This is a genomic window from Streptomyces sp. NPDC007875, assembly GCF_042868035.1.
Lineage (GTDB): Bacteria > Actinomycetota > Actinomycetes > Streptomycetales > Streptomycetaceae > Streptomyces > Streptomyces antimycoticus.
In genome coordinates, this window is sequence record NZ_JBIADZ010000036.1 from 23,257 (window position 1) to 48,364 (window position 25,108).

General features: G+C 69.6%; 25 protein-coding genes and 1 tRNA gene. 13 read left to right on the plus strand and 13 right to left on the minus strand.

From position 1 onward, the window contains the following. Positions 1–11 precede the first annotated feature (11 nt). The 5 genes from ACFYOY_RS42845 to ACFYOY_RS42865 all read right to left on the minus strand — a co-directional run bounded on the left by ACFYOY_RS42845 (position 12) and on the right by ACFYOY_RS42865 (position 4,048). Complete coding sequence (locus tag ACFYOY_RS42845) at positions 12–575, minus strand: ABC transporter permease (RefSeq protein WP_253209705.1); 564 nt, start codon at positions 573–575, stop codon at positions 12–14. Positions 576–1,063: 488 nt separating this feature from the next. Then, a complete protein-coding gene (locus ACFYOY_RS42850; protein WP_388593202.1) occupies positions 1,064–1,954 on the minus strand; it encodes a helix-turn-helix transcriptional regulator in 891 nt (296 codons plus the stop codon). A 53-nt stretch (positions 1,955–2,007) separates the two neighbouring features. Further along, a complete protein-coding gene (locus ACFYOY_RS42855) occupies positions 2,008–2,811 on the minus strand; it encodes a hypothetical protein (RefSeq protein WP_351895352.1) in 804 nt (267 codons plus the stop codon). 396 nt (positions 2,812–3,207) lie between these two features. Then, positions 3,208–3,597 (minus strand): hypothetical protein, encoded by a 390-nt coding sequence (locus ACFYOY_RS42860; RefSeq protein WP_351895356.1) that lies wholly within the window; start codon positions 3,595–3,597, stop codon positions 3,208–3,210. A 49-nt stretch (positions 3,598–3,646) separates the two neighbouring features. Then, positions 3,647–4,048, minus strand: coding sequence for an ATP-binding protein (locus ACFYOY_RS42865; RefSeq protein WP_351895361.1), 402 nt, complete (start codon positions 4,046–4,048; stop codon positions 3,647–3,649). Positions 4,049–4,202: 154 nt separating this feature from the next. Here ACFYOY_RS42865 and ACFYOY_RS42870 point away from each other — a divergent pair, with 154 nt between their 5' ends. Beyond that, complete coding sequence (locus ACFYOY_RS42870) at positions 4,203–5,087, plus strand: helix-turn-helix transcriptional regulator (protein ID WP_351895368.1); 885 nt, start codon at positions 4,203–4,205, stop codon at positions 5,085–5,087. 17 nt (positions 5,088–5,104) lie between these two features. Further along, on the plus strand, positions 5,105–5,314 hold the full coding sequence (locus tag ACFYOY_RS42875; RefSeq protein WP_351895375.1) for a DUF397 domain-containing protein: 210 nt from the start codon (positions 5,105–5,107) through the stop codon (positions 5,312–5,314). A gap of 73 nt (positions 5,315–5,387) precedes the next feature. Here ACFYOY_RS42875 and ACFYOY_RS42880 read toward each other — a convergent pair whose 3' ends face one another. Beyond that, positions 5,388–5,981, minus strand: coding sequence for a lytic polysaccharide monooxygenase (locus ACFYOY_RS42880; RefSeq protein ID WP_351895382.1), 594 nt, complete (start codon positions 5,979–5,981; stop codon positions 5,388–5,390). 196 nt (positions 5,982–6,177) lie between these two features. Between ACFYOY_RS42880 and ACFYOY_RS42885 the strand changes: the two genes are divergently transcribed. The 5 genes from ACFYOY_RS42885 to ACFYOY_RS42905 all read left to right on the plus strand — a co-directional run bounded on the left by ACFYOY_RS42885 (position 6,178) and on the right by ACFYOY_RS42905 (position 10,731). After that, positions 6,178–6,251, plus strand: a tRNA-Lys gene (locus tag ACFYOY_RS42885). A gap of 401 nt (positions 6,252–6,652) precedes the next feature. Further along, positions 6,653–7,180, plus strand: a complete 528-nt coding sequence (locus ACFYOY_RS42890; RefSeq protein WP_351895388.1) for a hypothetical protein — start codon at positions 6,653–6,655, stop codon at positions 7,178–7,180. A 30-nt stretch (positions 7,181–7,210) separates the two neighbouring features. Beyond that, a complete protein-coding gene (locus tag ACFYOY_RS42895) occupies positions 7,211–9,448 on the plus strand; it encodes a glycoside hydrolase domain-containing protein (protein ID WP_388593208.1) in 2,238 nt (745 codons plus the stop codon). Further along, a complete protein-coding gene (locus ACFYOY_RS42900; protein ID WP_351895400.1) occupies positions 9,445–9,954 on the plus strand; it encodes a hypothetical protein in 510 nt (169 codons plus the stop codon). Before ACFYOY_RS42895 ends, ACFYOY_RS42900 begins: the two co-directional genes overlap by 4 nt. Further along, positions 9,955–10,731: a hypothetical protein gene (locus ACFYOY_RS42905; protein ID WP_388593211.1), complete on the plus strand. Its 777-nt coding sequence runs from the start codon at positions 9,955–9,957 to the stop codon at positions 10,729–10,731. It begins immediately after the preceding gene. 121 nt (positions 10,732–10,852) lie between these two features. Here ACFYOY_RS42905 and ACFYOY_RS42910 read toward each other — a convergent pair whose 3' ends face one another. Further along, positions 10,853–11,443 carry a choice-of-anchor C family protein gene (locus ACFYOY_RS42910; RefSeq protein WP_388593213.1) on the minus strand — a complete coding sequence of 197 codons (591 nt, stop codon included), beginning with the start codon at positions 11,441–11,443 and terminating at the stop codon, positions 10,853–10,855. Between the two features lie 331 nt (positions 11,444–11,774). On the opposite strand from ACFYOY_RS42910, the gene ACFYOY_RS42915 reads away from it, so the two are divergent. The 3 genes from ACFYOY_RS42915 (at position 11,775) to ACFYOY_RS42925 (ending at position 16,575) form a co-directional block, all read left to right on the plus strand. After that, positions 11,775–12,455: an FCD domain-containing protein gene (locus tag ACFYOY_RS42915; protein WP_351895419.1), complete on the plus strand. Its 681-nt coding sequence runs from the start codon at positions 11,775–11,777 to the stop codon at positions 12,453–12,455. A 328-nt stretch (positions 12,456–12,783) separates the two neighbouring features. After that, positions 12,784–14,616, plus strand: coding sequence for a glycosyltransferase family 2 protein (locus tag ACFYOY_RS42920; protein WP_388593216.1), 1,833 nt, complete (start codon positions 12,784–12,786; stop codon positions 14,614–14,616). A 3-nt stretch (positions 14,617–14,619) separates the two neighbouring features. Further along, positions 14,620–16,575: a kelch motif-containing protein gene (locus tag ACFYOY_RS42925; RefSeq protein ID WP_351895431.1), complete on the plus strand. Its 1,956-nt coding sequence runs from the start codon at positions 14,620–14,622 to the stop codon at positions 16,573–16,575. Positions 16,576–16,600: 25 nt separating this feature from the next. Here ACFYOY_RS42925 and ACFYOY_RS42930 read toward each other — a convergent pair whose 3' ends face one another. From ACFYOY_RS42930 to ACFYOY_RS42945, 4 genes are all read right to left on the minus strand, one after another. Further along, positions 16,601–17,665 carry a glycoside hydrolase family 6 protein gene (locus ACFYOY_RS42930; RefSeq protein WP_388593219.1) on the minus strand — a complete coding sequence of 355 codons (1,065 nt, stop codon included), beginning with the start codon at positions 17,663–17,665 and terminating at the stop codon, positions 16,601–16,603. Between the two features lie 219 nt (positions 17,666–17,884). Continuing rightward, on the minus strand, positions 17,885–18,613 hold the full coding sequence (locus ACFYOY_RS42935; RefSeq protein WP_351895441.1) for a class F sortase: 729 nt from the start codon (positions 18,611–18,613) through the stop codon (positions 17,885–17,887). Between the two features lie 5 nt (positions 18,614–18,618). Next, complete coding sequence (locus tag ACFYOY_RS42940) at positions 18,619–19,194, minus strand: hypothetical protein (RefSeq protein WP_351895447.1); 576 nt, start codon at positions 19,192–19,194, stop codon at positions 18,619–18,621. Positions 19,195–19,332: 138 nt separating this feature from the next. Then, positions 19,333–20,115 (minus strand): HAD-IIA family hydrolase, encoded by a 783-nt coding sequence (locus ACFYOY_RS42945; RefSeq protein WP_351895454.1) that lies wholly within the window; start codon positions 20,113–20,115, stop codon positions 19,333–19,335. Between the two features lie 208 nt (positions 20,116–20,323). On the opposite strand from ACFYOY_RS42945, the gene ACFYOY_RS42950 reads away from it, so the two are divergent. After that, positions 20,324–20,512, plus strand: a complete 189-nt coding sequence (locus ACFYOY_RS42950; RefSeq protein WP_351895461.1) for an antitoxin — start codon at positions 20,324–20,326, stop codon at positions 20,510–20,512. Positions 20,513–20,545: 33 nt separating this feature from the next. Here ACFYOY_RS42950 and ACFYOY_RS42955 read toward each other — a convergent pair whose 3' ends face one another. Continuing rightward, positions 20,546–22,165, minus strand: a complete 1,620-nt coding sequence (locus ACFYOY_RS42955) for a hypothetical protein (protein WP_388593224.1) — start codon at positions 22,163–22,165, stop codon at positions 20,546–20,548. Between the two features lie 116 nt (positions 22,166–22,281). After that, positions 22,282–23,421 (minus strand): ROK family transcriptional regulator, encoded by a 1,140-nt coding sequence (locus ACFYOY_RS42960; protein ID WP_351896065.1) that lies wholly within the window; start codon positions 23,419–23,421, stop codon positions 22,282–22,284. A 68-nt stretch (positions 23,422–23,489) separates the two neighbouring features. Here ACFYOY_RS42960 and ACFYOY_RS42965 point away from each other — a divergent pair, with 68 nt between their 5' ends. Next, on the plus strand, positions 23,490–24,590 hold the full coding sequence (locus ACFYOY_RS42965; protein WP_388593227.1) for a Gfo/Idh/MocA family oxidoreductase: 1,101 nt from the start codon (positions 23,490–23,492) through the stop codon (positions 24,588–24,590). Next, positions 24,587–25,063, plus strand: a complete 477-nt coding sequence (locus ACFYOY_RS42970) for a heme-degrading domain-containing protein (protein ID WP_351895481.1) — start codon at positions 24,587–24,589, stop codon at positions 25,061–25,063. Before ACFYOY_RS42965 ends, ACFYOY_RS42970 begins: the two co-directional genes overlap by 4 nt. Positions 25,064–25,108 lie beyond the last annotated feature (45 nt).

A 25,108-nucleotide genomic window follows, 5' to 3' on the forward strand; every position in this document is an offset into this window, starting at 1 on the left:
GATGAAAGTTGTCAGTCGCGCTGAACGAGCCGCTCGACCAGGCGGACCACTCCGTACAGGACGGCGGCGAGAAGGCCGAGCATGACGAGCGTCGAGAACAGTCCGATGGTGTCGGCCTCCTGGCGCTGCACCGACAGCAGCTGCCCCAGTCCATCGCCGCCCATCACGAATTCGCCGACGACCGCGCCGGTGATGGAGAGCGTGAGGCCGTTGCGCACCCCCGCGAGAACGCTGGGCAGGGCGAGCGGGAGCTCGATGTACCAGAGCATCCCCCACCACCCCACCCCGTCCACCCGCGCGGCCCCCATCACATCGGGGTCCAGCGAACGCAGCCCCAGCACGGTATTGACGAGGATGGGGAAGAAGACCAGCAGCGCGCAGAGGACCGCGATGGGCAGCAGTCCGTATCCGATCCACAGGGCCAGCAGAGGGGCCAGCGCCACCGCGGGCATGGCCTGCGAAGCGGCCACATACGGCTGCAGCGCGGCCGCCGCGAGCTCACTGCGGGCGATCAGATAGCCGAGCGGCAGCGCCACCGCGATCCCGATACCGCTGCCCGCCAGCGCCTCCCACACCGTCTCCTTGGTGTAGTCGACGAGATCACCGTGGAACACGTCGTCGAGGAAATGCCGCGCGAGGTCGAGCGGAGCCGGAAGATAGAACTCCGCAACGGCGCCGGTCCGGGTCACGATGTCCCAGACGACAAGCAGCAACAGCCCGAATACCAGCGGCGGCAGCACACCCCGGAACAGCGTTCTCCGCCGGTCGGCGGAGGCTGCGCCGGATGCCGCTCCGGTCATTTTCCGGCTGTCACCGGCCCAGGACTTCTCACCATTTCCGCCGCTGTCGCCGGTCTTTCGCGCATGTCCCGGTCGGGGTGAATGCGGCTCCTCCGTACTCGGCTCCCCGTCCGCGCCCGCCGTGGCGGTCGCGCCCCTTCCGTGCCCTTCGGTCATCCCCAAATCCCCTTGCATTACCGGCTGTTGCCAGATCTCGGCACGCCCGCAGGCAACCTATCGCCAGCACGCTCCGGATCACAATGTCGATGGGGAAAACGAAATTATCATGTGGACGTATTTCCGAGGATGCCGAGCTCAGTGGCGCGCACCCCCGCCTGGAAACGGGAGTTGGCCTCCAGCAGCTCCAGGATCCCGGTGACATAGCGTCGGTACGTACGCACCGAGATCGCCAGGTCGCGGGCGGCGGCCTCGTCGGTGACCCCGTCGCGCAGCCGGGCCAGCACCCGGCGCACCATTTCGGTACGGGCGCGGTTGCCGAAGTCGAGCGGGCGGGCGGCGGGCACCGCACCGCCCCAGATGGAGCCGAACATGCCGTACAGGGTCGCGACCACCACCGGGTCCTCGATGACCGAGGTCTGCCGCCCCTCCTCGGCCTCGGTGCACACCAGGGCGGTCCGGCCGTCGGCGATCACCGCGGTGGGCAGCGCCACCGCCGCGATCCGCACCTGCACGGGGCGCGCGGCCGCGTCGGCGCCGGGCGCCTCGGCGGGCGGCGCGGGCCCGGGGATGGGCCGCGGCACGGGCCCGGGCGACGCTCCGGCGGCGGTGCCGGGGCCGGTTCCGGAGACGGCGGGCCCGGATCCGGCGGATCCGGAACCGGGAGCGGATCTGCCGCGCAGCACCCGCACCCCGACCGGGTCACCGAGGTCCTCCACCAGCGCGCCGAGCGCGGCCTGCACCGGCGCCATCCGGGCCGAGCACTCGGGGAAGACGGCGTCCACGCTCCGCCCCGCCTGGCCGATCACCTCCTCGGCGGCGGCGAGGAACGCCGCGTCCTCCACCCCCACCTCGGTGAACCGCGCGTCCCGGCTCCGCCGGGCGCGGTGCTGGATCACCGTGGACTCGATGAGGTCCCGTACCTCCCGTAGCGTCCCCTCCAGCAGGTCCCCCGCGAGCGCGGCCTCCGGTCCAGGATCGCGTCCGCGGTCCTTCATGTCGACATTCCCGTACTTCCCGCCCCGTGACGTGGTCAAGGTCTCGAGCGCCGTCAGTGACGGCCGGGCAGCAGCCCCATTTCCACCGCCCGCACCCCCGCCTGGAAGCGGGAGTTGGCCCCCAGCTCCCGCATGATCTCCGCGACGTACCGGCGGTAGGTGCGCAAGGAGACCTGCATCGTGCGCGCCGCCACCTCATCGGTGTGGCCGGTGCGCAGACACTCCAGGATCCGCCGTACGGACTCCGGGCACAACCGCCCGCCCAGCCGCGGATGGTCCGCGAGCGCCACGGCGTTCCCCCAGGTCCCGGCGAACATCATCTCCAGGGCCCGCACCGTGGCGGGGTCCTCGACGAGCGACGCCTGGCCCGGACCCCGCCCCGGCTCCGACGGCCCCCTTCTGAGGTAGACCACCTGGCCGTCGATGAGCAGCGCCTCGGGTAACGGCGGCAGCCCGCCGTCGCAGATCCGGATCTCGCACCGCGGATCGGTGCGCGCCAGCGCCCGTACCGCGCCCGAGGCCAGCACCGACTCCTCGCACAACAGCCGTACGACGACGGCGCGCCGGCTTCCCCTGGCCGGGCGGGCGAGCGCGGCGCAGACGGCCCGCGTCTGCTCCTCGTTCCCCGACAGCACCACGCTGACGGTCCGCTCGGCGCAGTCGACCAGGGTGTCGACGACCTCGGCGAGCGGCACCTTCCCCAGAGCCGTTCCCGCCCAGGAGTCCTGGGCCAGCTCCCTTCGGTGCCGGGTGACCGTCGACTCGATCAGATCACGGGCGGCCAGCAGCGCGTGCTCGACATAGTCGACGGCGCCTGACGAGGGAGTCTCCGTGCTCAGAGGCGAAGGCTCGGGCACCCTCACAAGACCAACCATGACTTCCCCTGCCGGGCGACAGTGACCTGGTTATGCGAATACCGGCCTGATTCTCGTCAATTTCCCTGCCCCAAATTGCGGAGGCAGCATTGTGCGAAATCCATGACGACACTAATTCGCGCACAGCGACCACGTCAACGCGGGGCGTGAGGTAAAGAGTTGACCAAACCGGGTGCGGCGGCTCGTATCTTACGGTCGCGCCGCCGATACGCCGGGGGCGCATGTCCACAAGTTACCGGCGAGTCCGGGTCCCGGACACGGCGGGACTACGGACCGCAGCGATTCCGCTCCGTTCGACGACGCGGAGTGGGGGGTGGTGTCCGGTTGCTGCCAGCTCGGCACGGACCTCCCCTCCCCGTCCCGGGGCGGCCGCCTGGATCAGCCGAAGCTGATCGGCCCGTGGAAGTCCCGTCCCTGGATGACCGGGCCGGTGATGCGGGCGTTGCCCGTGATGGTGTTGCGCACGGCGCCCGCCTCGCCGGCCGGCGTGCCGTGCTCCCGCATCCAGGAGGCCAGGTCACGGCCGAACCCCGGGTCCTGCCGGGCCCGTTCGACCAGCAGATCGGCCAACTGGCGCAGCCGCTCGCCATCGTCGTAAGGAATCGCCATCGGCTCCGGCTCACCGGCCGGCTCGCCTTCGCCCCGCCGCAGCACGCGGCGGACCAGCGTGCCGAAGGACTCCAGGGCCCGCCGCCCGGCCTCGCCGCCGGCGCCCGACACCGCCGCGTTCACCGCCGTGACCAGCGCTCCCGCCGTCACCGGGTCCATGGCCCACCCCCTGCCCTCGTGCGCGGCTCCACGCTACCGGCGCCGCTGGTCACGGTTCCACCGATTCCGCGCGCAGGGTGAACCAGACCGTCTTGCCCGTCGGGGTGAGGTCCGTGCCCCATTCATGGGCGGTCTTGCTGAGCAGGAACATCCCCCGGCCGCTCTCGGAGAGGAAGTCCGGCTCCTTGACCACCGGCAGCGCCGACTCGGAGTCGCTGACCGCCGCGCGGATCCCGTGCGGAAGCTTCTCCAGGGTGAGGACGCATTCGGGAGAGGCCGCGTGCTTGTGGACGTTGGACAGCAGCTCGGTGACGCACATCCCCGCCGCGCTGATCAGCTCCTCTCGCCCCCACAGCCGCAGGCGCGCACCGACGGCACGGCGAATGTCGGCAAGCATCCGCGGATGAGCGCGAAGGCGCAGTTCGTATCGCTGCGAGATGTTCTCAGCCATATGATCCGGGGCCCCTCCACACCACGGCGCGCTGCCGTGTCCCCTAGCGATCCTGGCCTATGGAACGTCCCACTCGCAATGTTTCGACCCAGTCGCACAAGACTGGCATATGCCCGGCTGGTAGGCGTAGTTGGCAATACGACAGACTGGCGACATGTCCTACCAGCCAGTGCCCACCGTTCGGCGCAGGCGCCTGGGCTCCACGCTGCGACAGCTGCGCACCGAAGCGGGGATGACACTGGACGCGGCGGCCGCGGCCCTCAACGCGGCCGCGAACGGATCGGCCGACGCCCGCCGCTGGACCGCGCCGAAGCTCTCCCGGATCGAGAACGCCAACGCCACGATCCGCGCCACCGAGGTCGAAACCCTGCTGAGAGCCTATGGCATCACCGACCCCACCACCCGTGTCGCCTTGGAGGGACTGGCCAAGGACGCGGGCAAACGCGGCTGGTGGCAGACCTACCGTGGCGTCGTCGCCCCCGCCTACGCCGACTACATCTCGCTGGAGAGCGACGCGGAGAGCGTCCGCGACTACGCCCCGCTGGTCGTCCCCGGTCTGCTGCAGACGGCCGACTACGCCCGCGAGACCATCGCGGCGAACGCCGTGGCCCGCACCGCCGCCGAGGTCGACGCTCTCGCCGAGGTGCGCCTGGCCCGCCAGGCCGTCCTCACCCGCTCCTGCCAACCGCTGCGGCTGTGGGCCGTCATCCATGAGGCGGCGCTGCGCCGCCGGTTCACCGGGCAGCCCGACATCATGACCGCTCAGCTGCGGCGGCTGCTGGAGGTGGCGGAGTGGCCCACCGTCACGCTGCAGGTGATGCCGATCGACGCGGCGCCCAACCCGGGGGACGCGGGCGCGTTCACACTTGTGGCCTTCCCGGGCCCGATGCCGGATGTGGTCACACAGGAGAACCTGCGCGGCCCCTCGTACGTCGAAGGAGTCGACGACGTCAACGTCTTCGCCGACGCCTTCGGCCATATCGTGGACTGCGCGCTGTCCGCGGATGGCACGAAGGCCCTCATCGCTGGTCTGGTATGAGAAAGAGGGCCCCACATATGAACACCTCTGAAACGACCACGCACCACCGCCCCCACTGGCGCAAGTCCTCGTACTCCGCGGGCGAGGGCCAGTGCGTGGAGGTCGCCGTCACCGGCGGCCGCGTCCAGCTGCGCGAGAGCGACGCCCCCGGCACCGTCCTGACCACCGTGCCACCAGTCCTGGCCGCCTTCGTCCGCAGCGCGAAGGCGGGCGCGTTCGACGCCTGATCGTCACGTCGGTGCGGTGCCGTCCCGGGACGGCACCGCACCCATCCGCGCTACCGGATCGACCGGACAACGATCAGAACTGGACGTCCGAGCAGGCGTAGAAGGCGTTCGAGGTGTCCGCGATGGTCCACACCGCGAGGATCACATGTCTGCCGCTCTTACCGCTCGGGATGGTGCCCGAGTGGGAGAGCGTGGACGGCGGACGCTGGCCGTTGTACGGAACGGTCAGGAAGGGCTGGGACTCCAGGCTCGCACGGGTGAGCTTCTGGCTGGGGTTCCAGCCGTTCTTGGTGATGTAGTACTTGAAGTCCGTGGTCGCGTGGGAGGCCGTGAACCGCCAGTTGAAGGTGTAGCTCTGCCCGGCGGTCATCCTGGTCGCGGGCCAGTTGCCGCCCCGCGGGTCGTCGAGCTGGGAGAACCGGCTGTTGCCACCCGCACAGATCGCGCCGTCCGCGGGACCGCCGGACGGGAAGCCCTTCGGACCCTCGACGCTCTGGGGCTCGTACTGGATGTCACCGCAGCCCGTCACCGTGCCGTTGGCGCACAGCTTCTGGCGGCTGATGGGTGAGTCGGTGTAGCCGTGGCTGGAGGCGCTGCCGCCGGTCGCGAGGACGGAAATCGCCGCGAGACCGATGCCGATGACGGCGGCGCTGATCTTCTTGCGCATGCTTCGCTCCTGAAGACGTGGGGAGTGCTTCGATGAGCCGTGCACGGCGGTCTAGACCAAGTTGAGAGTATCCAGGGCCAATAGTCATGTCCATACCAATGGCGCAAGGCCGCGACGGGCCTCGCGACGTCCTGACCACCGTCCGAGGTCGGGCCTGACCAGTGTCCGAGGTCGGGTAGGATTTCCACGTCAGCAGGCGCCGCTAGCTCAGTTGGTTAGAGCAGCTGACTCTTAATCAGCGGGTCCGGGGTTCGAGTCCCTGGCGGCGCACCGCGGCTTGGCCACCGACCTGGGGCTTCTCGGTTCTCCGAGGAGCCCCTTTCGTTTTGTGACGGGGTGTCATGGCCGCCGGGACGCCCGCCCGCCGAGTCCAGAGATAGTGACCAGCAACACATCTCAACCCTCTGTATACCGAGCTCGTGGCACATGAGTCGCTTTATCCCTTCATTGGGGACGCACGGCGACGCACCCCATACCTCCTCCGTGACCACCCGCCGGCGGAAGGTCCGGCTCCGCTCCCCATGCCCGTCCAGACCTCTTGTCCAAGGCCATGACCAGTGCATATGTTCCGTGCGACCACAGCGCGGAAAGCGCTTGTTCCCGCGTCCGGGCCTTGGGGAGAGGCCCCGGCGATCTCCGCTTTCAGCAGCCTTTACGGGAGGGGTACGTCCATGTCCACGATCCTCAGATCCACCGTCGGTGCCGCCCTCGCCTCCGCCGCGGCGGCCGTGCTCACCCTCACCGCGCCCCAGGCGTCGGCCGCCGAGCGCGCCGCGGCCCCCAGCGTCAAGGTGGCGCCGTCCGCCTCCGCCGAGACCAAGGCGTTCGCCAAGGCCAACCCGGCTCCCACCGCGACCGCCGCGACCGTGTGCGGCACCGGCTACACGCTGAACAAGGCCATTCCGCTGCCCGCCGGCACCGACCCGAGCCAGCGCCTGGCCACGCTGTTCAGCTACACCAACGGCGGCAAGGGCTGCGCGATCCTCGACAACAACTACGGCGCCTCGCAGTACATGTACCTCAAGGTCTGCAAGGTGGACGGCACCGGCTGCGACACCGACTCCGGCAATTTCAGCGAGTACGCGGGCCCGGTCTATGTCTCCAGCATCGCCTGCGCCCCGGTGACCGCCAAGATGGGCAAGACCTCCAGCAGTCTCTACATCAACTACTCGTCCGACTACGTCTTCCCGTGCAACTGACCCCCGTCACCCGGCACTGAAGGAGACGTCATGGCCGACGCCATGGTCATGCGGGCGCAGCAGTTCATCCACGAGACGTACGCCGGGAAGCTCGGCATTCCGGCACTCGAGGTCGACGGGAAGACCAGCTGGACCGTGATGTACGCGCTCACCCGGGCGCTCCAGTACGAACTGGGCATCACCAGCCTCTCCGACAGCTTCGGCCCCACCACCCTGAGCACGCTGCAGTCGAAGTACCCCAAGGTCAACGCCAGTACGACGCCCTCGACCAAGTTCACGAAGATCGTGCAGTCGGGGCTGTACTGCAAGGGGTACAACGGCGGCGGAATCGACGGGGTGTTCAGCTCCACGGTGGCGGGCTCGATCACCGAGCTGATGACCGACATGGGCGTGGCGGGTGTCTTCGAGGCGGGCAGCCTCGTCCCCAAGGTCTTCAAGGGGCTGCTCACCATGGACGCCTATGTCGTCACCGGTGACGGCGGCGCCGATATCCGCACGGTGCAGCAGTATCTCAACGCCAACTACATCAAGCGCCAGGACTACTTCGTCATCCCGTGCGACGGACACCACTCACGGACCGTCGCCAAGTCCATGCTCCTGGCCGTCCAGTACGAACTCGGCATGGCCGATGGCGTGGCCAACGGAAACTTCGGCCCCGGCACCCAGTCCGGGCTGAGGCAGCACCCCGTCTCCTCGGGCGAAACCAGCAAGTGGGTGCAGTTGTTCTCCGGGGCGATGATCCTGAACCAGCGGCCCAATGTGCCGTTCAGCTCCTCGTTCGGATCGGCGCTCGGCTCCGCGGTGAACAGCTTCCAGAGCTTCGCCAAGCTGCCGGTCACCGGCAAGGGCGACTACTCCACCTGGGCGTCGCTTCTGGTCTCCTACGGCGACCAGGACCGCCAGGGCCAGGCATGCGACGGCGTCACCAAGATCACCCAGGCCCGTGCCAACACCCTCAAGGCCGCCGGGTACAAGTACATCGGCCGCTATCTCACCAACCCCAGCACCACCGATCTCCCCGAGAAGGCCATCCAGATCGGCGAGCTCCAGACCCTCACCGACAACGGGCTCAGATGCTTCCCGATCTATCAGACCTTCGGCCGCGACGCCTCGGGCTTCAACTACACCGCCGGCAACGCTGCGGCCATCGCGGCGGCGAACGCGGCCGATGACCACGGCTTCAAGGACGGCACCCGGATCTACTTCGCCATGGACTTCGACGCCTACGACTACGAAGTCACCGACAATGTCCTGCCGCACTTCAAGGGCATCGTGGACGGCATGGCCATCGCCGGGAACCGGTACAAGATCGGGGTCTACGGGCCGCGCAATGTGTGCATCCGGGTCTCCGAGGCGGGCCATGCCACGGCGAGCTTCGTCTCCGACATGTCCAGCGGCTTCTCCGGGAACTACGGCTATCCGCTGCCGCCCAACTGGGCCTTCGACCAGATCGTCACCAAGACCATCGGCTCCGGCGACGGCTCGATCAACATCGACAACAACATCGCCTCCGGACTGGACACCGGACAGGGGTCCTTCAATCCCCCGGTGGCGTCGATGCCGGACAGCCTCTTCAACCAGGCTTATTTCCCGGGGCTTCTCGCCGATGTCCAGACGTATATGCAATCCATCGGCTTCCCCGAGGAGGACGGCCGGATCTACACCACGACCCAGTGCCTGGAGACCATCATCGCCGGGGATGTCGCCGTGACCAATACGGCACGGGCCTACGGCATGCGCAAGGCGCTCATCCAGACGACGGCGTTCTGGGAGTTCCGGCACTACGGCAATGAGGACCTGGTCAAGGACGCGGGGGTGTGGCTCTACCACAACGGTTATGTGCCGGACTGGGCCAAGGACCTGCCCGGCGTGGTGAGCCTGCGCGACAGCAGCACCGGTGTGGCCCAGATGTTCGGTCTGGTGGGCGTGCTGACCTGGAACAACTCCATCCGAACCGGTCTGGTGACCGGCACTCCGAAGGACCCGGACAAGGACGCCGACGTCTTCTCGGTGTGGGACAAGCTCCGTACGGACAACGACTTCGCGCTCACCTCCGTCGGCCACGCCCACATCTGGGGAGCCGACGGCAAGCCGGGCAGTGTCGACGCGGAAACGGCGATCCGCCGGCCTTCGCTGGACTACAAGGAGTCGGAGATCTACGAGGTGCTGCGGCGTTACCAGGGCCCGAAGGAGCCCGCGTTCACCGACGCCAAGAAGCGCATGCCCCTCTACTACATCTTCGAGAAGTACAACAGGATGATGCGGTGAGCGAAGCACCTTCCTTGCTGGCGGCCGATTCGGCGGGCGGGCACAACTCGATCCTGCTGCTCTTCACCTGCCTGATCGGGGTCATCGTCATCTTCACCCTGATCGGCATACTCGGCTCCGGCATCTCCAAACGCACCGGCCGCCGGAAGACCCGGGCCGACTGGCTCGGGGGAATCGCCCTGCTGTCCGTCTGCGCGACCATCGCCCTGTACATCTGGGGCGCACTCCACGTGATGTTCATGGAGAACGCCAACATGCGCGAGGAGTGCGCCAAGGCGGGCGGGGCGGCGAAGGCGGCTCAGGTCGACCGCTATGAAGCGCACTACCTTCCCCTTCGCTTCACCTGCCATATCGACGAGGGCGGAAGTTACGACGCCGCGGTCCCCGGATACGTCAACCCGGCCACGGCCATCGCCTTCATCCTGGCCATCGCCACGGGCGCCGTATCCGTAGTGGCCCGCGACCAGGACCGGTCCACCAGCCCTACCGTCACGAGGGGACGATGAATGAGCGTGTTCGACCCATCCCGTAGGCAGCTGCTCATCCGCTCCGGTGCGCTGGCCGGCGCGGCGGCCCTGGCCTCGCTCCCCGGTTCGGCCCTGCTGGCGACGCCCGCGTACGCCGCGTCCTCGCACTCCAAGACGCCCACCGGCGAGGAGATCCGGAAGGCATACCGCCGCTTCCAGGCGAACCAGGCCCGGGTGCTGACGGGCAGACCGAGCCCCAACGGCTGGGAGATGGAGAAGGTCACCGACGGCGGCGGAACCATCTGGTCCCGCCCGGTACCCGGCACCCCACTGGAGGGCGTCACCGTCCGCATCGGCGCACCGGAGGCCGTGCTGGTCCATGTGATCCGCCGCTTCCACTACGAGATCGACGAGCTGCGCAAGGGCGATGTGGTGGGCTGGCGCAGCCCCGGCACGGTCCGCAAGGGGCTGCCGGAGGGCAACCTGGCGTCCGGTACGGCGGTCCGGATCCGCCCCGGCCACTACCCGTCGGGCGTCAAGGGCGGCTTCTTCCCCCCGCAGGAGGTCGTGATCCGCGACATCCTCGCCGAGCTCGACGGCGTGGCCCGCTGGGGCGGGGACGACCGGAAGCCGGACGAGTCGCTCTTCTACCTCGCCGTCAAACCCGGCGATCGGCGGCTGGCCGAGGTGGTGGCCAGGCTGGACCGCTGGCGCGAGACGCCGGGCAGCGGGGCGGGTACCCCCGTGGACGTCCTCGCGCCGGGGCGCCGGAAGGCGGCGGCGTCCTTGGCGCACCGCCAGCGCGCGGCCGCCTGAGCGGCGGGCCGCGGGCGCGCCCATGAGGTGCGCGCCTGATCGGCGCGGGCCGATGAAGTGCGCGCCCGTAGAGGACGGGGAGCCCCCGGCGCGTGGGGCGCCGGGAGCTCCCTTTTCGCGATCAGCCGCAGGACGGACAGGGCGTGCAGTCCCGGACCATCACGTCGTCGATGACCGGCCCGTAGGCGGAGTTGTTCGTGCTGGCGAACGCCAGCGTCGTGGAGGTCCCCCGGGCCACGAAGGTCACCTCCTGGGTCACATAGCCCATGTTCCCGAAGGACTTGCCGGTGATGTCGAAGGTGAAGTTCCGGAAGTTCTGCCCGTCGACCAGCACCGATCCGGTCTTCACGGTGGGACCGCCCGCCGGATTGCCGGCCAGCGAGTACGTCACCGTGTACCTCTTCCCCGGCACCGTCGTGAAGGTCTGCGCCACCGTGCCGGCGCCCGTACCGTTGAGGTCCACGGACTGGCCCCCCTCGGCCGCCTGCCAGAAGCCGTCCCCGATATGGTCCACGTTTCCGGATGTGACCTTCCACGGCCCGATGGTCCCTCCGGCCACCACGGTCGTGAACGTGTTGGCCCCCACCGCGGGCGTCTCGAAGCTGCCGTCGTCGAAACGGCTGACGGCGGCGGCCGCCGCGGCGCCGGCCCCCGTACCGGCCAGCACGCCGGCGACGGCGAGCGACGCGACAAAAATGCGAATAGGCGACATGTTCCCCTCCAGTGCGACACATTCGGCAATGCACCGAATTGCTTGCGCGGCAGAATCTTCCGCACCAGAGGGACACACACCAGACCACCACCCCCGGCGCATGGTGGTGCGGACCGGGTCAGGTGCGGCTGGCGCGCCGGTTGATCACGCCGGCCGCCCCTCGGGGAACGGGGTGGCGCCGCGGCAGCCCGGGCCGCCTTCCTCGCAGCACATCTGACCTGCTCGCGCCGCCGCCGCTAAGCTGTTCGGATCGGAGGTGGCGGTGGCGGCGCACTCACATTCGCACTCGAATTCGCATTCGCATTCCCCTGCGCGGGGGGTTTCGCGGGGGATGACGAACGACATCCAGGAACGCATCAAGCGGCTGATCATCGACCAGCGGCTCCCCTCGGGCGCTCCGCTGCCCACCGAGACCGAGCTGATGGAGCTGCTCGGCGTCAGCCGTAACTCCGTGCGCGAGGCGCTCAAGGCGCTGCAGGCGATGGGCATCGTGGAGATCCGGCACGGCTTCGGGACGTACGTCGGGCCCATGTCGATGGCGCCGATGATCGAGGGGTTGATCTTCCGCACCGTCGCCGGGCACTACCGGGGCGAGGACAGCCTGCTGGAGCTGCTGGAGCTGCGCGAGGCCGTCGAGACCGGGCTGATCGCGCGGCTGGCCGGGCGGATCCCGGAGGCGGATCTCGCCGAGCTGGACGCGGTCGTGCGGCGGATGGAGGCGGAGGCGGCGGAGGGCTCGGTGCGGGCCGAGACGGACCGGGCGTTTCACGCCGCGCTCTACGGGAGTCTGGACAACACGCTGCTGAGCGAGGTGCTGGAGGCATTCTGGGACGCCTTCCACCGGGTGCGCACCGACCTCGTGGACGTGCCCACGGATCCGAGGGTCACCTGCAAGCAGCACCGGGAGATCCTGGAGTCGGTGCGCTCGGGGGACGCCCTGCGGGCCGAGGACGCGATCCGCGACCACTTCGGGAACATCCGCATCCGACTGCGTTCGGCGCATCGCGAGTAGGCCGATTTCAAGCCGGGACTCGACGCCCGACCCTTGCCCACGTTTGTCCGATAAACAGACCGTTCACACTTGCGATCATCGGCGCCTGTTCGACACCCTGCAGTGAGGCGCACTCTCCTCAACTCCGCCTGACCAGCGGGCCGTTGAGACATGCTCCGGGGGTTGCAGACCAAGCGAGTTCGTTTACCGCGCAAACATCCGGAAGGTAGCCATTCCATGTCCGTAAGGTCGGCTGCCTCCACTATCGTTCCCCTGCGGCCGAAGGGGGGCCGGGGGGCCGACAGAACGTGACGGCACGCATTCAGTCATGCGTGCGGGGGGATAACTCATGACGTCGACGCCGACGGGCGCCCGCCATCCGTCGTACGGCGGGTACGACTCATCCAGGACCACACGCCTGCGGATCCCGCGGCAGCACCAGACCGCACCGGACCGGCACCGGCCCCGGCGGCGGCCGCTGCCGAAGTACGACTACGAGCACTACAGCAGGCTCGCCGGACCGCTGACCCAGCCCGACCCCGGCACGCCGTACCGGGTGCGCTACCGCAGTCTGCTCGCCGAGGAGCCGCACCGGATCCGCGCGGCGCTGCTGCTCGGCGCCGCGCCGCTGGTCTCACTGGGGCTGCTGATCTGGCTGATGCAGCCCGCGCACTGGACCAGCCGGGAGGGCACCAGCCCGGTCCTGGCGGTCATGGACGTGGTGATGCTGGTCTCGATAGGGCTGATCGAGTTATTCCGCACGATGAACGTCGCGTCCAACGCGCATGCGACGCTCGTCGCCCGTGACCCCGTCCCCGTCGTGCCCGAGACCGGCACCAAGGTCGCCTTCATCACCACCTATGTGCCCGGCAAGGAACCGCTGGAGATGGTGCGCAAGACCCTGGAGGCCGCGATCCGCGTCCGGCACCGCGGGGTGATGCATGTCTGGCTGCTGGACGAGGGGGACGATCCGGAGGTCAAGGAGGTCTGCCGGCGGCTGAACGTCTACCACTTCACCCGTAAGGGCGTCGAGAAGTGGAACCAGCCCAAGGGGCCGCACCGCGCCAGGACCAAACACGGCAACTACAACGCCTGGCTGGACGCGCACGGCGAGGAGTACGACTTCTTCGCCTCCGTCGACACCGACCATGTGCCGCTGCCCAACTATCTGGAGCGGATGCTCGGCTACTTCCGCGATCCGGACATCGCCTTCGTCGTCGGCCCGCAGGTCTACGGCAACTACGACGCGGCCGTCACCAAGGCCGCCGAGAGCCAGCAGTTCCTCTTCCACGCCCTGATCCAGCGGGCCGGGAACGCCTATCGGGCGCCGATGTTCGTGGGCACCAACAACGCGGTGCGGATCAGCGCCATCAAGGGGATCGGCGGGCTGTACGACTCGATCACCGAGGACATGGCCACCGGATTCGAGCTGCACCGCCACCGCAATCCGGCCACCGGCCGCCCCTGGGGGTCGGTCTACACCCCCGATGTCCTGGCGGTCGGAGAGGGGCCGAACGCCTGGACGGACTTCTTCACCCAGCAGCTGCGCTGGTCACGCGGGACCTACGAGACGATCGTGAAGCAGTTCTGGAAGGCGCCGTTCTCGCTGCCGCCCGGCAGGCTCTTCAACTACTCCCTGCTGGTGATCTTCTATCCGATGTCGGCGCTCAACTGGATCCTGGCCGCCCTGAGCTGCGCGCTGTTCCTGGGCTTCGGCGCCTCCGGCGTCGAGATCGATCCCGCCATCTGGATGATGCTGTACGGCAATGCCTCCGCGCTCCAGATCGGCCTCTATGTCTGGAACCGGCGACACAACGTTTCTCCCCATGAGCCGGAGGGGTCCGGCGGCGTAGCCGGAATGGTGATGTCGGCGCTGGCCGCGCCCATTTACGCCCGCTCGCTGCTCGACACCGTGCTGCGCCGCAAGAGCCGCTTCGTGGTGACGCCGAAGGGTGACTCCGCGAGCCCCGACACCCTCTTCGGCACCTTCCGGACCCATCTTTTCTTCCTGGCGGTCTTCGGCGGGTCGCTAGCCTCTTCCTTCTACTTCGGCCACAGTCATCCAGCGATGACCGTTTGGGCATCAATTGCCCTGGCTGTCACAGCCGCGCCGATCATCGCCTGGCGGTGGACCGTCCGCCAGGAGAAACGGAACCCGCAGCCCGCTCTTGGGGGACGATAAGAAGTGAAGTACCGACCGAGTCGCCGCACCCGTCGCTTCGGGATCGGTGCGGCGGCAATCATCGTGCTGGCCGGGATGAACGGCCCGGCTCTCTACCGTTTCAGCTCGGACAAGTACCACGCGTACAAAATCAACCAACCGGAGTACAAGGCGGAGAACGGCCACTGGGATGTGGTCGACGTCCCCGAGCAATACCGGATCAATACGATCCACGCCGCCCTGCTGCATACGGGCAAGGTGTTGCTGGTGGCCGGCTCCGGGAACAACGCCAAGAACTTCGCCGCCAAATCCTTCCGCAGTGTCCTGTGGGACCCGGAGAAGAACACCTTCACCAACATTCCGACCCCCAAGGACCTCTTCTGCTCCGGGCACTCCCAGCTCCCGGACGGAAAGCTGCTGGTGGCGGGCGGCACCCAGCGCTACGAGAAGCTCAAGGGCGATGTCGAGAAGGCGGGCGGACTGATGTTCGTCCACAACGAGGACCCCGACAAGTCCAGGACCTTCCCCGCCGGAACCCGCTTCACCGGGAAGGAGAGCGGCAAGACCTTCGTGTCCAAGGACCCGCTTCTCGTTCCGCGCGCGACGAAGAAAACGAACAAGAAGACCAAGAAGGTCACGGTCAGCGCGAGCACGGCACGGGTCTATGTGGAGGCGCTGCGCAAGGGCAGGAAGTACCAGACCGGCACCGAGGACAATTACCGGATCGCCGGGCTGAAGGGCAAGGACCGGCAGAACTTCTACGGCATCGCGCAGAAGCTGTCGTTCGACAAGAAGGACTTCCAGGGCATCAAGCAGGCGTATGAGTTCGACCCGGTGGCCGAACGGTACATCCCGGTCGATCCGATGAACGAGGCCCGCTGGTACCCCACCCTGACCGGCCTCCAGGACGGCAAGGTGCTCGCGGTCTCCGGACTGGACGAGATCGGCCAGGTGGTCCCGGGGAAGAACGAGATCTACGACCCCAAGACCAAGAAGTGGAAGTACCTGCCCAAGCAGCGCTTCTTCCCGACGTATCCCGCGCTGTTCCTGACCGGCAAGGGCCGGATCTTCTACACCGGCTCAAATGCCGGATACGGCCCGGACGACAAGGGCCGCACCCCCGGCATCTGGGATCTGAAGAGCAATCGGTTCGACGTGGTCCCGGGCATCAGCGACCCGGACGCCCTGGAGACCTCGATGTCCGTGCTGCTGCCGCCCGCGCAGGACCAGCGGTACATGGTGCTGGGCGGGGGCGGGGTCGGCGAGGACGCCAAGTCCACGGCGAAGACCCGGATCGCCGATCTGCGTGCCGATAAGCCGCGCTTCAAAAACGGTCCGGATCTCTATGCGAAGGCGCGCTATCCGAGCAGTGTGATCCTGCCCGATGACACCGTCCTGACCACCAACGGCTCGGGCGACTACCGGGGCCGCGGCGACACCAATGTGCTCAAGGCCGAGCTCTACACCCCGAAGACCAACACCGCGCGCTCGGTTGCCGACCCGCTGGTGGGCCGCAACTACCACTCGGGGGCGCTGCTCCTGCCGGACGGACGGGTCATGACCTTCGGCTCGGACTCGCTCTTCGGCGACAAGGCCAACACCAAGCCGGGTGAGTTCCAGCAGCAGATCGACCTCTACACCCCGCCATATCTCTTCCGCGACTCCCGTCCGAAGCTCACCGACACCGCGCCCAGGACGGTCAAGCCGGGCGCGAAGACCACGTACCGGACCGCACACGCATCGGCGATCACCAAGATGCGGCTGATCCGGCCCGGGTCCTTCACCCATGTGACCAATGTCGAGCAGCGGTCGATCGCGCTCGACTTCACGCGGACGAAGGACGGGGTGACGGTGAAGCTGCCGAAGGACGCGTCATTGGTGCCACCGGGGTGGTACATGCTCAACGCGGTGGACGACCAGGGCACACCGTCGAAGGCGGTGTGGGTAAAGGTGCCCGCGCCCGCGCCCCCGAAGAAGTGACAGCAGGCCGACTGTCCTAGCCGTCCTAGCTGTCCTTACGGTTGGCGTTACGGGCGAGATCGAGCGCGTACCGGGGCCACCACCGACCCGCGGTGGGACCGCCCTTGCAGGTGCCGTCCGACTCGCCCGGACGCTTGATCCACAGATAGGCGTCGACCAGCTTGTCCCCGGTGTCGGTGGTCGGCCGCTCGCCCAGTGCCCGGCCCTTCGGATTGCACCACGCCTGCGGGTCGTCCTTACCGGGGGCCGGGCCATTGCCGTTACGGCTGGTGTCGATCACGAAGGGCTTGCCGCCGGTCAGCACGGACAGCCTCTTGCCGTACGCCCTGTTCTCCTGGGTCGTCTGGTAGTTGGAGGTGTTCAGCGCGAAGCCGTCGGCCTTACGGATGCCGGCCCGCTTCAGCGGCTCGACCATCCGGCGCGGATCCTTGATCCAGCGGGGGTTTCCGGCGTCCAGATACACCTTGGTGCGCGGCAGCCCCTTGAGCTTGTCCACAGCGCCGGTCAGTAAGTCGTACCGCTCCTCGTGGAACTGCTTGGGCGCACAGCCGTCCACCACGTGCGGCAGCGCGTCGGGCTCCAGGATGACCGTCGCCCGCCGGTCGCCGATCCCCCGGACCGCCTTGTCCAGCCAGGTGCGATAGGCGTTGCCGTCGGCGGCGCCGCCCTTGGAGTACTGCCCGCAGTCGCGGTGCGGGATGTTGTAGAAGACCAGCAGCGCGTCCCGGTTCACCTGATCCGCCGCCACGGTGAACCCCCGCGCCTGCCCCTCCGGATCGTCCACCCCGAGCCACTCCGCGACGGGCTGCTCCGCGATCTTCTGTATCAGCCTGGCCTCGCCGTCCGCCCCCTTCTTGCGATACGCCGCCACCTGCCGCGCCGCGCTGCCATCCGGATTCACCCAGTAGGGAATCGTGGACTTGGGCCGCTGCTTCGCCTGCCCGGCGAGGGAGGCATGGTCGCTGTCCCCCTTCGAGGCCCCGAAACACCCGGAGAGCGCCACACACGACAGCAGCGCCCCAGCGGCGGAGAGAGCGCGGGTGCGGGTACGGGCAACGTGACGCGAAGGGCCGGTGCAACTGCCGTACATCCACTCCCCCTTGGGTGCACGCTCCGGGGAACAGGCGGTGATCCCCCGGCGGGACAAGACCGGTCGAATCAATCCTTACACACCAGCCCGAACCACCGTGGGCTCATCCACAACCCACCCCGTTTTTCGCCCGTACGCCATGACGCGATGCGCTCCGCGGCAGGGGCGGGGCCCAGCGGGTCCGGGGCGGAGCCCCGAGTGGGGGTGCACCCGCACCGCCTAGTGCGCATTGCGGCTGCCGGCCGACACATTGTGGGGGGTGCCCGTCGTGCCGGTCAGATAGGCCGAGACCACGACGTTCGCCGTATACGTCCGGGTCGAGCGGTTGAACTTCCCTCCGCAGGTGATCAGCCGCAGCTCCGCACGGTCATGGGACCGCGACCCGTACACCCGTCGCGCGTCGAAGTGCTTCTCCGGCACCACCTCGACGTCCTCGACCGTGAACTCCGCCGTCGTACCGTCTGATCGCGCGACCCGTACCCGCTCCCCCCGCTTGAGGTCGCTCAGCCCGTGGAAGACCGCCGGTTTGCTCTTCGTGTCCAGGTGGCCGACCAGCAGGGCGGCGCCCGGGGAGCCGGGCTCGGGGCCGGCGCGGTACCAGCCGACCGTGCCGGGGCGGCTGACGGACGGGGGCTTCACCGCTCCATCGCGGTCGAGGCCACTGGCGACGATGGGGGCGCGGACCCCCGCCGCCTCGATCACGACCCGCTTCGGCCGGGCGGACGCCAGCGGAGCATGCGCCGGGGGCAGCGGATGGGCGGACGGCCGTCCGACCGCGGCCACGTCCCCGGTCATCGGCGCCGGACCGCCCGTTCCCTCCGTGGTGTCCCGGCCCCACATCCACAGGCCGAGCAGCAGCGCGACCCAGGCCACCCCCGTGGCCAGCCGTCCGAGGCCGGAGAAGCGATTCCCGTCCACGTTCCCGTCCATCTCGGTATCCATGTCCATGGCGATCAGCCCGCCGTACCGGAGGGATGACGGCGGCGGTGGACCGCGAGGCCGCCGACGGCCAGGGCCGTCCCGCCCGAGAGCACCAGGCCGTACGCCTCCGCACCGCCGATGTCATCGCGTGCCCGGGTCTCATCGGGCGCGGTGCCGCCTCCGCCCGCGCGGACGGGGGCGACGGGCGAGGGCGGGCGTTCCACGGCGAGGGAGACCCCGCTCATGCCGCCCTTACCGTCCTCACGTGCCTCACGGTCCTCTCGCGCGAGGCCGTCCGCGCAGTCCACCGTGACCCGGTGCGCCCCCTTGGTCGCCGTCGATCGGATCGTCGCCTCGCTGAAGAGCGCGCCCCCCTGGGGCGTCAGCTCCGCGTCGTCCACGAACACCGGTGACGAGGCCGTGGCCTCCCGGTCAGGGCAGCCGAAGGCCCAGACCTCCACCTCGGCGCCGGGGGCGAGGGCGTGCGGACTGATCCGGATCGTGGTGGTGGCGGAGTGGCGCTGGTCGGCGAGGGCCGGAGCAGCGGCCGTCACCGCCGTGACGGCGGCGCATGCTGCGGTACAGAGAGTGAGTGCGACGATGCGCATGGTGAGAACCTCCCGATACCAAGAGGCTCACGCGCCCGGCAGGGGCCCGCATCCGCTGCGGGCGCCTGCTGCGCCATCCGGGGCACAGGGGCCACCGGCGGGTCAGGCAGGGGCCCCGGCGGGTCAGGCGATGGCGGGTCAGACGATGCGTTCCACGAGATCCGCGATGGAGTCGACGACCGTGGACGGGCGGTACGGATACCGGTCCACCTCTGCCGCCTTGGTCACCCCGGTGAGCACCAGGAAGGTCTCCATGCCTGCCTCGAGCCCCGCCCGGACATCGGTGTCCATCCGGTCGCCGATCATCGCGCTGGTCTCGGAGTGGGCACCGATCGCGTTCAGCCCTGAGCGCATCATCAGCGGATTGGGCTTGCCGACGAAGTACGGCTTCTGGCCGGTGGCCTTGGTGATCAGCGCGGCCACGGAACCGGTGGCGGGCAGCGCACCCTCCGCCGAGGGGCCGATCTCATCGGGGTTGGTGGCGATGAACCGCGCACCGTCGTTGATCAGCCGGATGGCCTTGGTGAGCGCCTCGAAGCTGTAGGTACGGGTCTCGCCGAGCACCACATAGTCCGGCTCGACATCCGTAAGGACGTAGCCGATGTCGTGCAGCGCGGTGGTCAGCCCCGCCTCCCCGATGACATACGCGGTGCCGCCGGGGCGCTGCTCGTCCAGGAACTGGGCGCTGGCCAGCGCCGACGTCCAGATGTTGGCCACCGGGACGTCCAGCCCGATCCGGGACAGCCGGGCATGGAGGTCGCGCGGGGTGTAGATGGAGTTGTTGGTGAGCACCAGGAAGGGCGTGCCGGACTCGCGCAGCCGCTTGACGAAGGCATCGGCGCCCGGCACCGGTATGCCCTCGTGCATCAGGACACCATCCATGTCGGTGAGCCACGACTCGATCGGCTTGCGCTCTGCCACTGGTTGCTCTCCGCTCGGAATCGACCTCTGGCGACGACCTCAGCCTAACCGGGGAAAGCCCTGGGGAGACCGCCCCGTGTCCGGGAGCACAATGCGTTCGCCGTCCGTTCGCGCCCCGTCCCAGCGCGACAGATCCGCACAGGTGTCTGATCCTGAGGGGGGCGGATTCCGCCCTCCCTGGAACGAGCCGGACCGTAAGGAGGCCGCGATGGGCATGATGGACAAGCTCAAGGGCGCGATCAGCAAGAACCCGGACAAGGCTCGGAAGGGCACTCGCAAGGGGGCCGAAGCCGCTGACAAGAAGACGGGCGGCAAGCACTCGGAGCAGATCCAGTCCGGCTCGGAAAGGATCGACGACGAGCTGCGCCGCCGGGGCGAGGGGCCCCGGGGCCAGTAGCTCGGAGTTGAGGGCGTCGGGGACGTCGGGGCTTCAGGTCCCCGAGCGCCGGGATTTCACCACGAGGACGGTGCCGCAGGTCACGAGCGCGGCGCTGATGACGCCGAGCCCCGCGAGCAGGGCGGTGTGACGACCCGTCGCGGCGAGTTCGGGCACCCGCTCGCGCTCGTGGCCGCCGTCCTCCTCGTGACGTCCGTCGGTGCCGGTGCTGGGGTCGGCTTGGGACTCCCGTCCGGGGTCGGTCTCCGCTCCGGGGTCGGTTTCGGTGCCCGGATCGGTCTCGGCTCCGGGGTCGGTGCCCAGGTCCGTCTCGGTGCCCAGGTCGGATTCGGCGCTGGGGTCGTCGGTCTCCGTGCCTAGTTCGGTGTCGGTGCCCAGGTCGGATTCGGCGCTGGGGTCGTCGGTCTCCGTGCCTAGTTCGGTGTCGGTGCCCAGGTCGGTGTCCGTACCGAGGTCCGTGTCGGTGTCGAGGCCCTCGTCGAGGTCGGTACCGGTACCGGCGTCGGCGTCCGTCTCGGTGTCGGTACCTGCCTCGGTGTCGGCGCCCGCACCTGTGTCCGCGCTCGCGTCCGAGCCGAGGTCCGCGTCCGCGTCGGTGCCCACCTCCGTGTCGGCATCCGCCCCCGGCTCGGTACCGGTGCCCGTATCGGCATCCGTATCCGTCTCGGCATCCGCTCCGGTCCCCGTGTCCGTTTCGGCACTGGGATCGGTGTCGACGTCGACCTCCGCCTCCGCGTCGGCATCAGCGTCGCTGTCGGCACGGGGTGGCACCGCGGCCGGATGGCTCTCCTTATGGCTTGCGCCGACGCTCGGCGTCCGGCTCGGCGCGGCGGAGGGCCGGGTCTTCTCGGGCGTTCGCGTCGGAACGGCCGTGGGGCTCTTGGAGCGGGTGGTCGGCTGCGGAGCGGGCTTTGTCTCGGTAGCTCCGTCGGTAGCGGCTCCAGCACCGACACCGGTATCCGTCTCCCTGTCCCTGACGGCGCCCGTAGCCGCCCTCGTCCGCGTTCCGGTGCCCGTCAGGGCCTCCGTACCCGCGCCCGTACCCGAAGCCGCCCCCGTCGCCGCCGGGCCGATACGGAATGCGTAGTCGTTCGACTGCCCCACCCAGTCGCCGTCGTCCGCGTGCCGCTGTACGGCGATGGCGTTGGCCGTGACCGGCCCCTCGGGCGCGTCCTCGGTGAACCGCGTGCGCACCTGGACGTCGACGGTCTTGTGCGCGGGCACGGTGAAACCCTTGAAATGACTGTTGTCGAAGACCCCGATGTTCTCGTCCTCGTCCGTCGTCTGGAAGGAGACGGCCCGCCAGGTGGCGCCGCCCTCCGCGGACGGGGCCAGGAACTCGAAACCGATATGACGGGGCCGCAGTTCACGGGCCTCGTCGATCAGGACGGCGATGGGGTGGATGGCGCGGCAGCCGGTGTCCGTGGCATTGCGCAGTTCGAGGTGCCAGCCGCGCCAGCCGCCGCCCCGGGCGTACTGATCCGGCCCATCGCGCAGATGGGCTTCGATCGGGAAGTCGGAGGCGTTCCGGCCCCCGCAGGCGGCGGACTCGGCCTCGGCGGCGTACACCGGGATTCCATAGAGGGCGGGGGCGAACGCCAGCGCGGCCGCCGGAAGGACAGCTCGTAGGGACAGTGCGGTGGGCAAGCGCATGAGTGACCTCTGCTGTGCGGGGTTTCCCCGAGCACTGCGCTACATTCCGCGTCCGCACGCCGACACACCGCACCAGGCCCGGATTGCCCCCGACTGGCGGTCAGGATCCCCCTCGATCAGCCCAGTGCGAACAGCGGTGCGAGTACGAGCCGGGCGGCGCCCTCGACGACGGCTCGCCCGCCCCGCTCCACCACATCCACGGGCACGGTGAGGCGGCTGGCGCGGGCGGAGTCCTCGGCGATCATCGTGGCCACACCGCGAACGTAGGGCTCGGGGTGGGCCAGCACCACCCGGCCGCCCAGGAGCACCCGGTCGATGTCGAGGAGCCGTACCAGGTTGGCCGCGCCGACCCCGAGCAGCCGCGCCGCGTCCCTATGGTCGTCGCGTGCGACGGCGGCGAGGCACAGCGCCTCCAGGCAGCCGCGATTGCCGCATTCGCAGGGCGGCCCGTCGAGCTGGATCACCTGATGCCCGAACTCCCCCGCGTCGGTCCGCGCCCCCCGGTAGACGTCCCCGCCGAGCATCAGACCGGCGCCGAGGCCGGTGCCCAGATGGAGATACGCGGCCGAGGGTGCGGTCCCGGCGGTCACCAGCCCGAGCGCCGCGGCGTTGGTGTCCTTGTCGAGGACGACGGGCAGGGCGAGCCGCTCGGCGAGCGCGTCGCGCAGCGGGAAGCCGTCCCACTGGGGGAAGCCGGTGACGCGGTGCAGTACGCCCGAGCCGTGGTCGAGCGGTCCTGGCGCGGCGACGCCGACGCCGAGCAGCCCACCGCCCAGCCCGCCGCCCGCCGCGCCGCCAGTCTCCGTGCCGGTCTCCATAAGGCCGGTCCCGGCGTCCGCGAGGAGCGCCCTGACCTCGGCGGTGGCCGCCGTGAGCGCCTCCTCCGCCTCCGCGCCGAAGTCGAAGGGCGCCGTGCGGGCGGCGACCGGTGTGCCGGCGAGGTCGACGAGAACGGCCGTCAGCTCATCGCGGTCGAGGTGCAGCCCGATCGCATGGCGGGCGCCCGGGACCAGGCGCAGTACGGCGGGCGGTTTGCCTCCGGTCGAGGCGCGCTGCCCGGCCTCCACCGCCAGCCCCTCCGTCCTCAGCCGCGCCGTGATCTTGCTGACGGCCTGGGGGGTGAGGCCGGTGTGGCCGGCCAGCTCCGGTCGGCTGACGCCGTCCTCACCCGCGTCGCGCAGCAGACGCAGGACGAGCGCGGCGTTATGGCTGCGCAGGGCGGTCAGATTGGCTCCGGGCCCGGCCGCCCCCGACATGGTGCTGTTCACCCCTCCATTGTGGCCATCGCTTGCGCTTTAGCAACACTGTTGTCAAAGTGGCCTTCATGGATGCCATGGATGACAGCAGCACCGTCCGCGTGGGACTGATCGGCTACGGCCTGGCCGGATCCGTCTTCCACGCCCCCTTGATCGCGGCCACCGAGGGACTGGTCCTGGACACCATCGTCACCTCCAGCCCGGAGCGGCAACGGCAGGCACGCGCCGAGTTCCCCGATGTCCGTCTCGCGGACTCCGCCGATGAGCTGTGGGGCCGGGCGGATGAGCTGGACCTGATCGTCATCGCCTCCCCGAACCGCACCCATGTCCCGCTCGCCCGCACCGCCCTCGAGGCGGGGCTGCCGGTCGTCGTGGACAAGCCGCTGGCCGCGACCGCCGCCCAGGCCGAGGAGCTGGCCGCGCTCGCCGAGGCCCGCGGGCTGCTGCTGAGCGTCTTCCAGAACCGCCGCTGGGACAACGACTTCCTCACCCTCCGCACGCTGCTCGCCGAGGGCGCGCTCGGCGACGTGCAGCGCTTCGAATCCCGCTTCGAGCGGTGGCGGCCGCAGCTCAAGGGCGGCTGGCGGGAGTCCGGCGACCCGGCCGAGGTCGGCGGACTGCTGTACGACCTGGGCAGCCACCTCGTCGACCAGGCACTCACCCTCTTCGGCCCCGTCGAGTCCGTCTACGCCGAGGTCGATGTGCGCCGCCCCGGGGCGCAGACCGACGACGACACCTTCATCGCCCTCACCCACACCAGCGGCGTCCGCTCCCATCTGTGGATGAGCGCGATCACCGCCCAGCTCGGCCCGCGCTTCCGGGTGCTGGGCAGCGGTTCGGGCTATGTGAAGTACGGCCTCGACCCGCAGGAGGCCGCCCTGCGCGAGGGGCTGCGCCCCGGCGACCCGTCCACCGCATGGGGCACCGAGCCGGAGAGCGAATGGGGCCGGCTGGGCGCCGGAGAGTCGCCGCTGACCGGCGGCGGGGTCCCGGTGCCGACTCTTGCGGGCGACTACCCCGCGTACTACGCCGCCGTCACCGCCGCCCTCCGCGACGGCACCCCGCCCCCGGTCACCGCCGCCGAGGCCGCGGCCGCCCTGCATGTGCTGGAGGCGGCCCGGGTGTCGGCCGCGGAGCGCCGTACCGTCCGGATCGAGGTCCCCGCATGAGTGAGCACGCCGAACTGATATCCCGCATCGAGGAGCAGGAGCGCCGACTGCGCCTGCCCCGCTTCGACAACGACGACGCCTGGCGCCTGGGCTGCCTCGTCGCCGACCTGGCCCAGGAGCGCGGCGCCGCCGTCACGATCGGCATCCACCGGGCCGGTCAGCGGCTCTTCCACCGCGCCCTGCCGGGCACCTCCCCCGACAACGACGCCTGGCTGGAGCGCAAGTGCCGGGTCGTGGAGCGCTATGGGGCGAGCTCGTTCCTCGTCGGCGCCCGCTTCCGCGCCAAGGGCACCAGCTTCGAGGAGTCCTCCCGCCTCGACCCCGACCGGTACGCCGCGCACGGCGGCGCCTTCCCCCTCCATGTGACCGGCACGGGCGTCATCGGCGCGGTCGCCGTCTCGGGGCTGCCGCAGGCCGAGGACCACGCGCTGGTGGTGGAGGCGCTGGAGCGATATCTGCCGACGACGGCCTGAGGCGGCCGTACGGAGGGGCGGCCCCGACGGGGCCGCCCGCCCGGC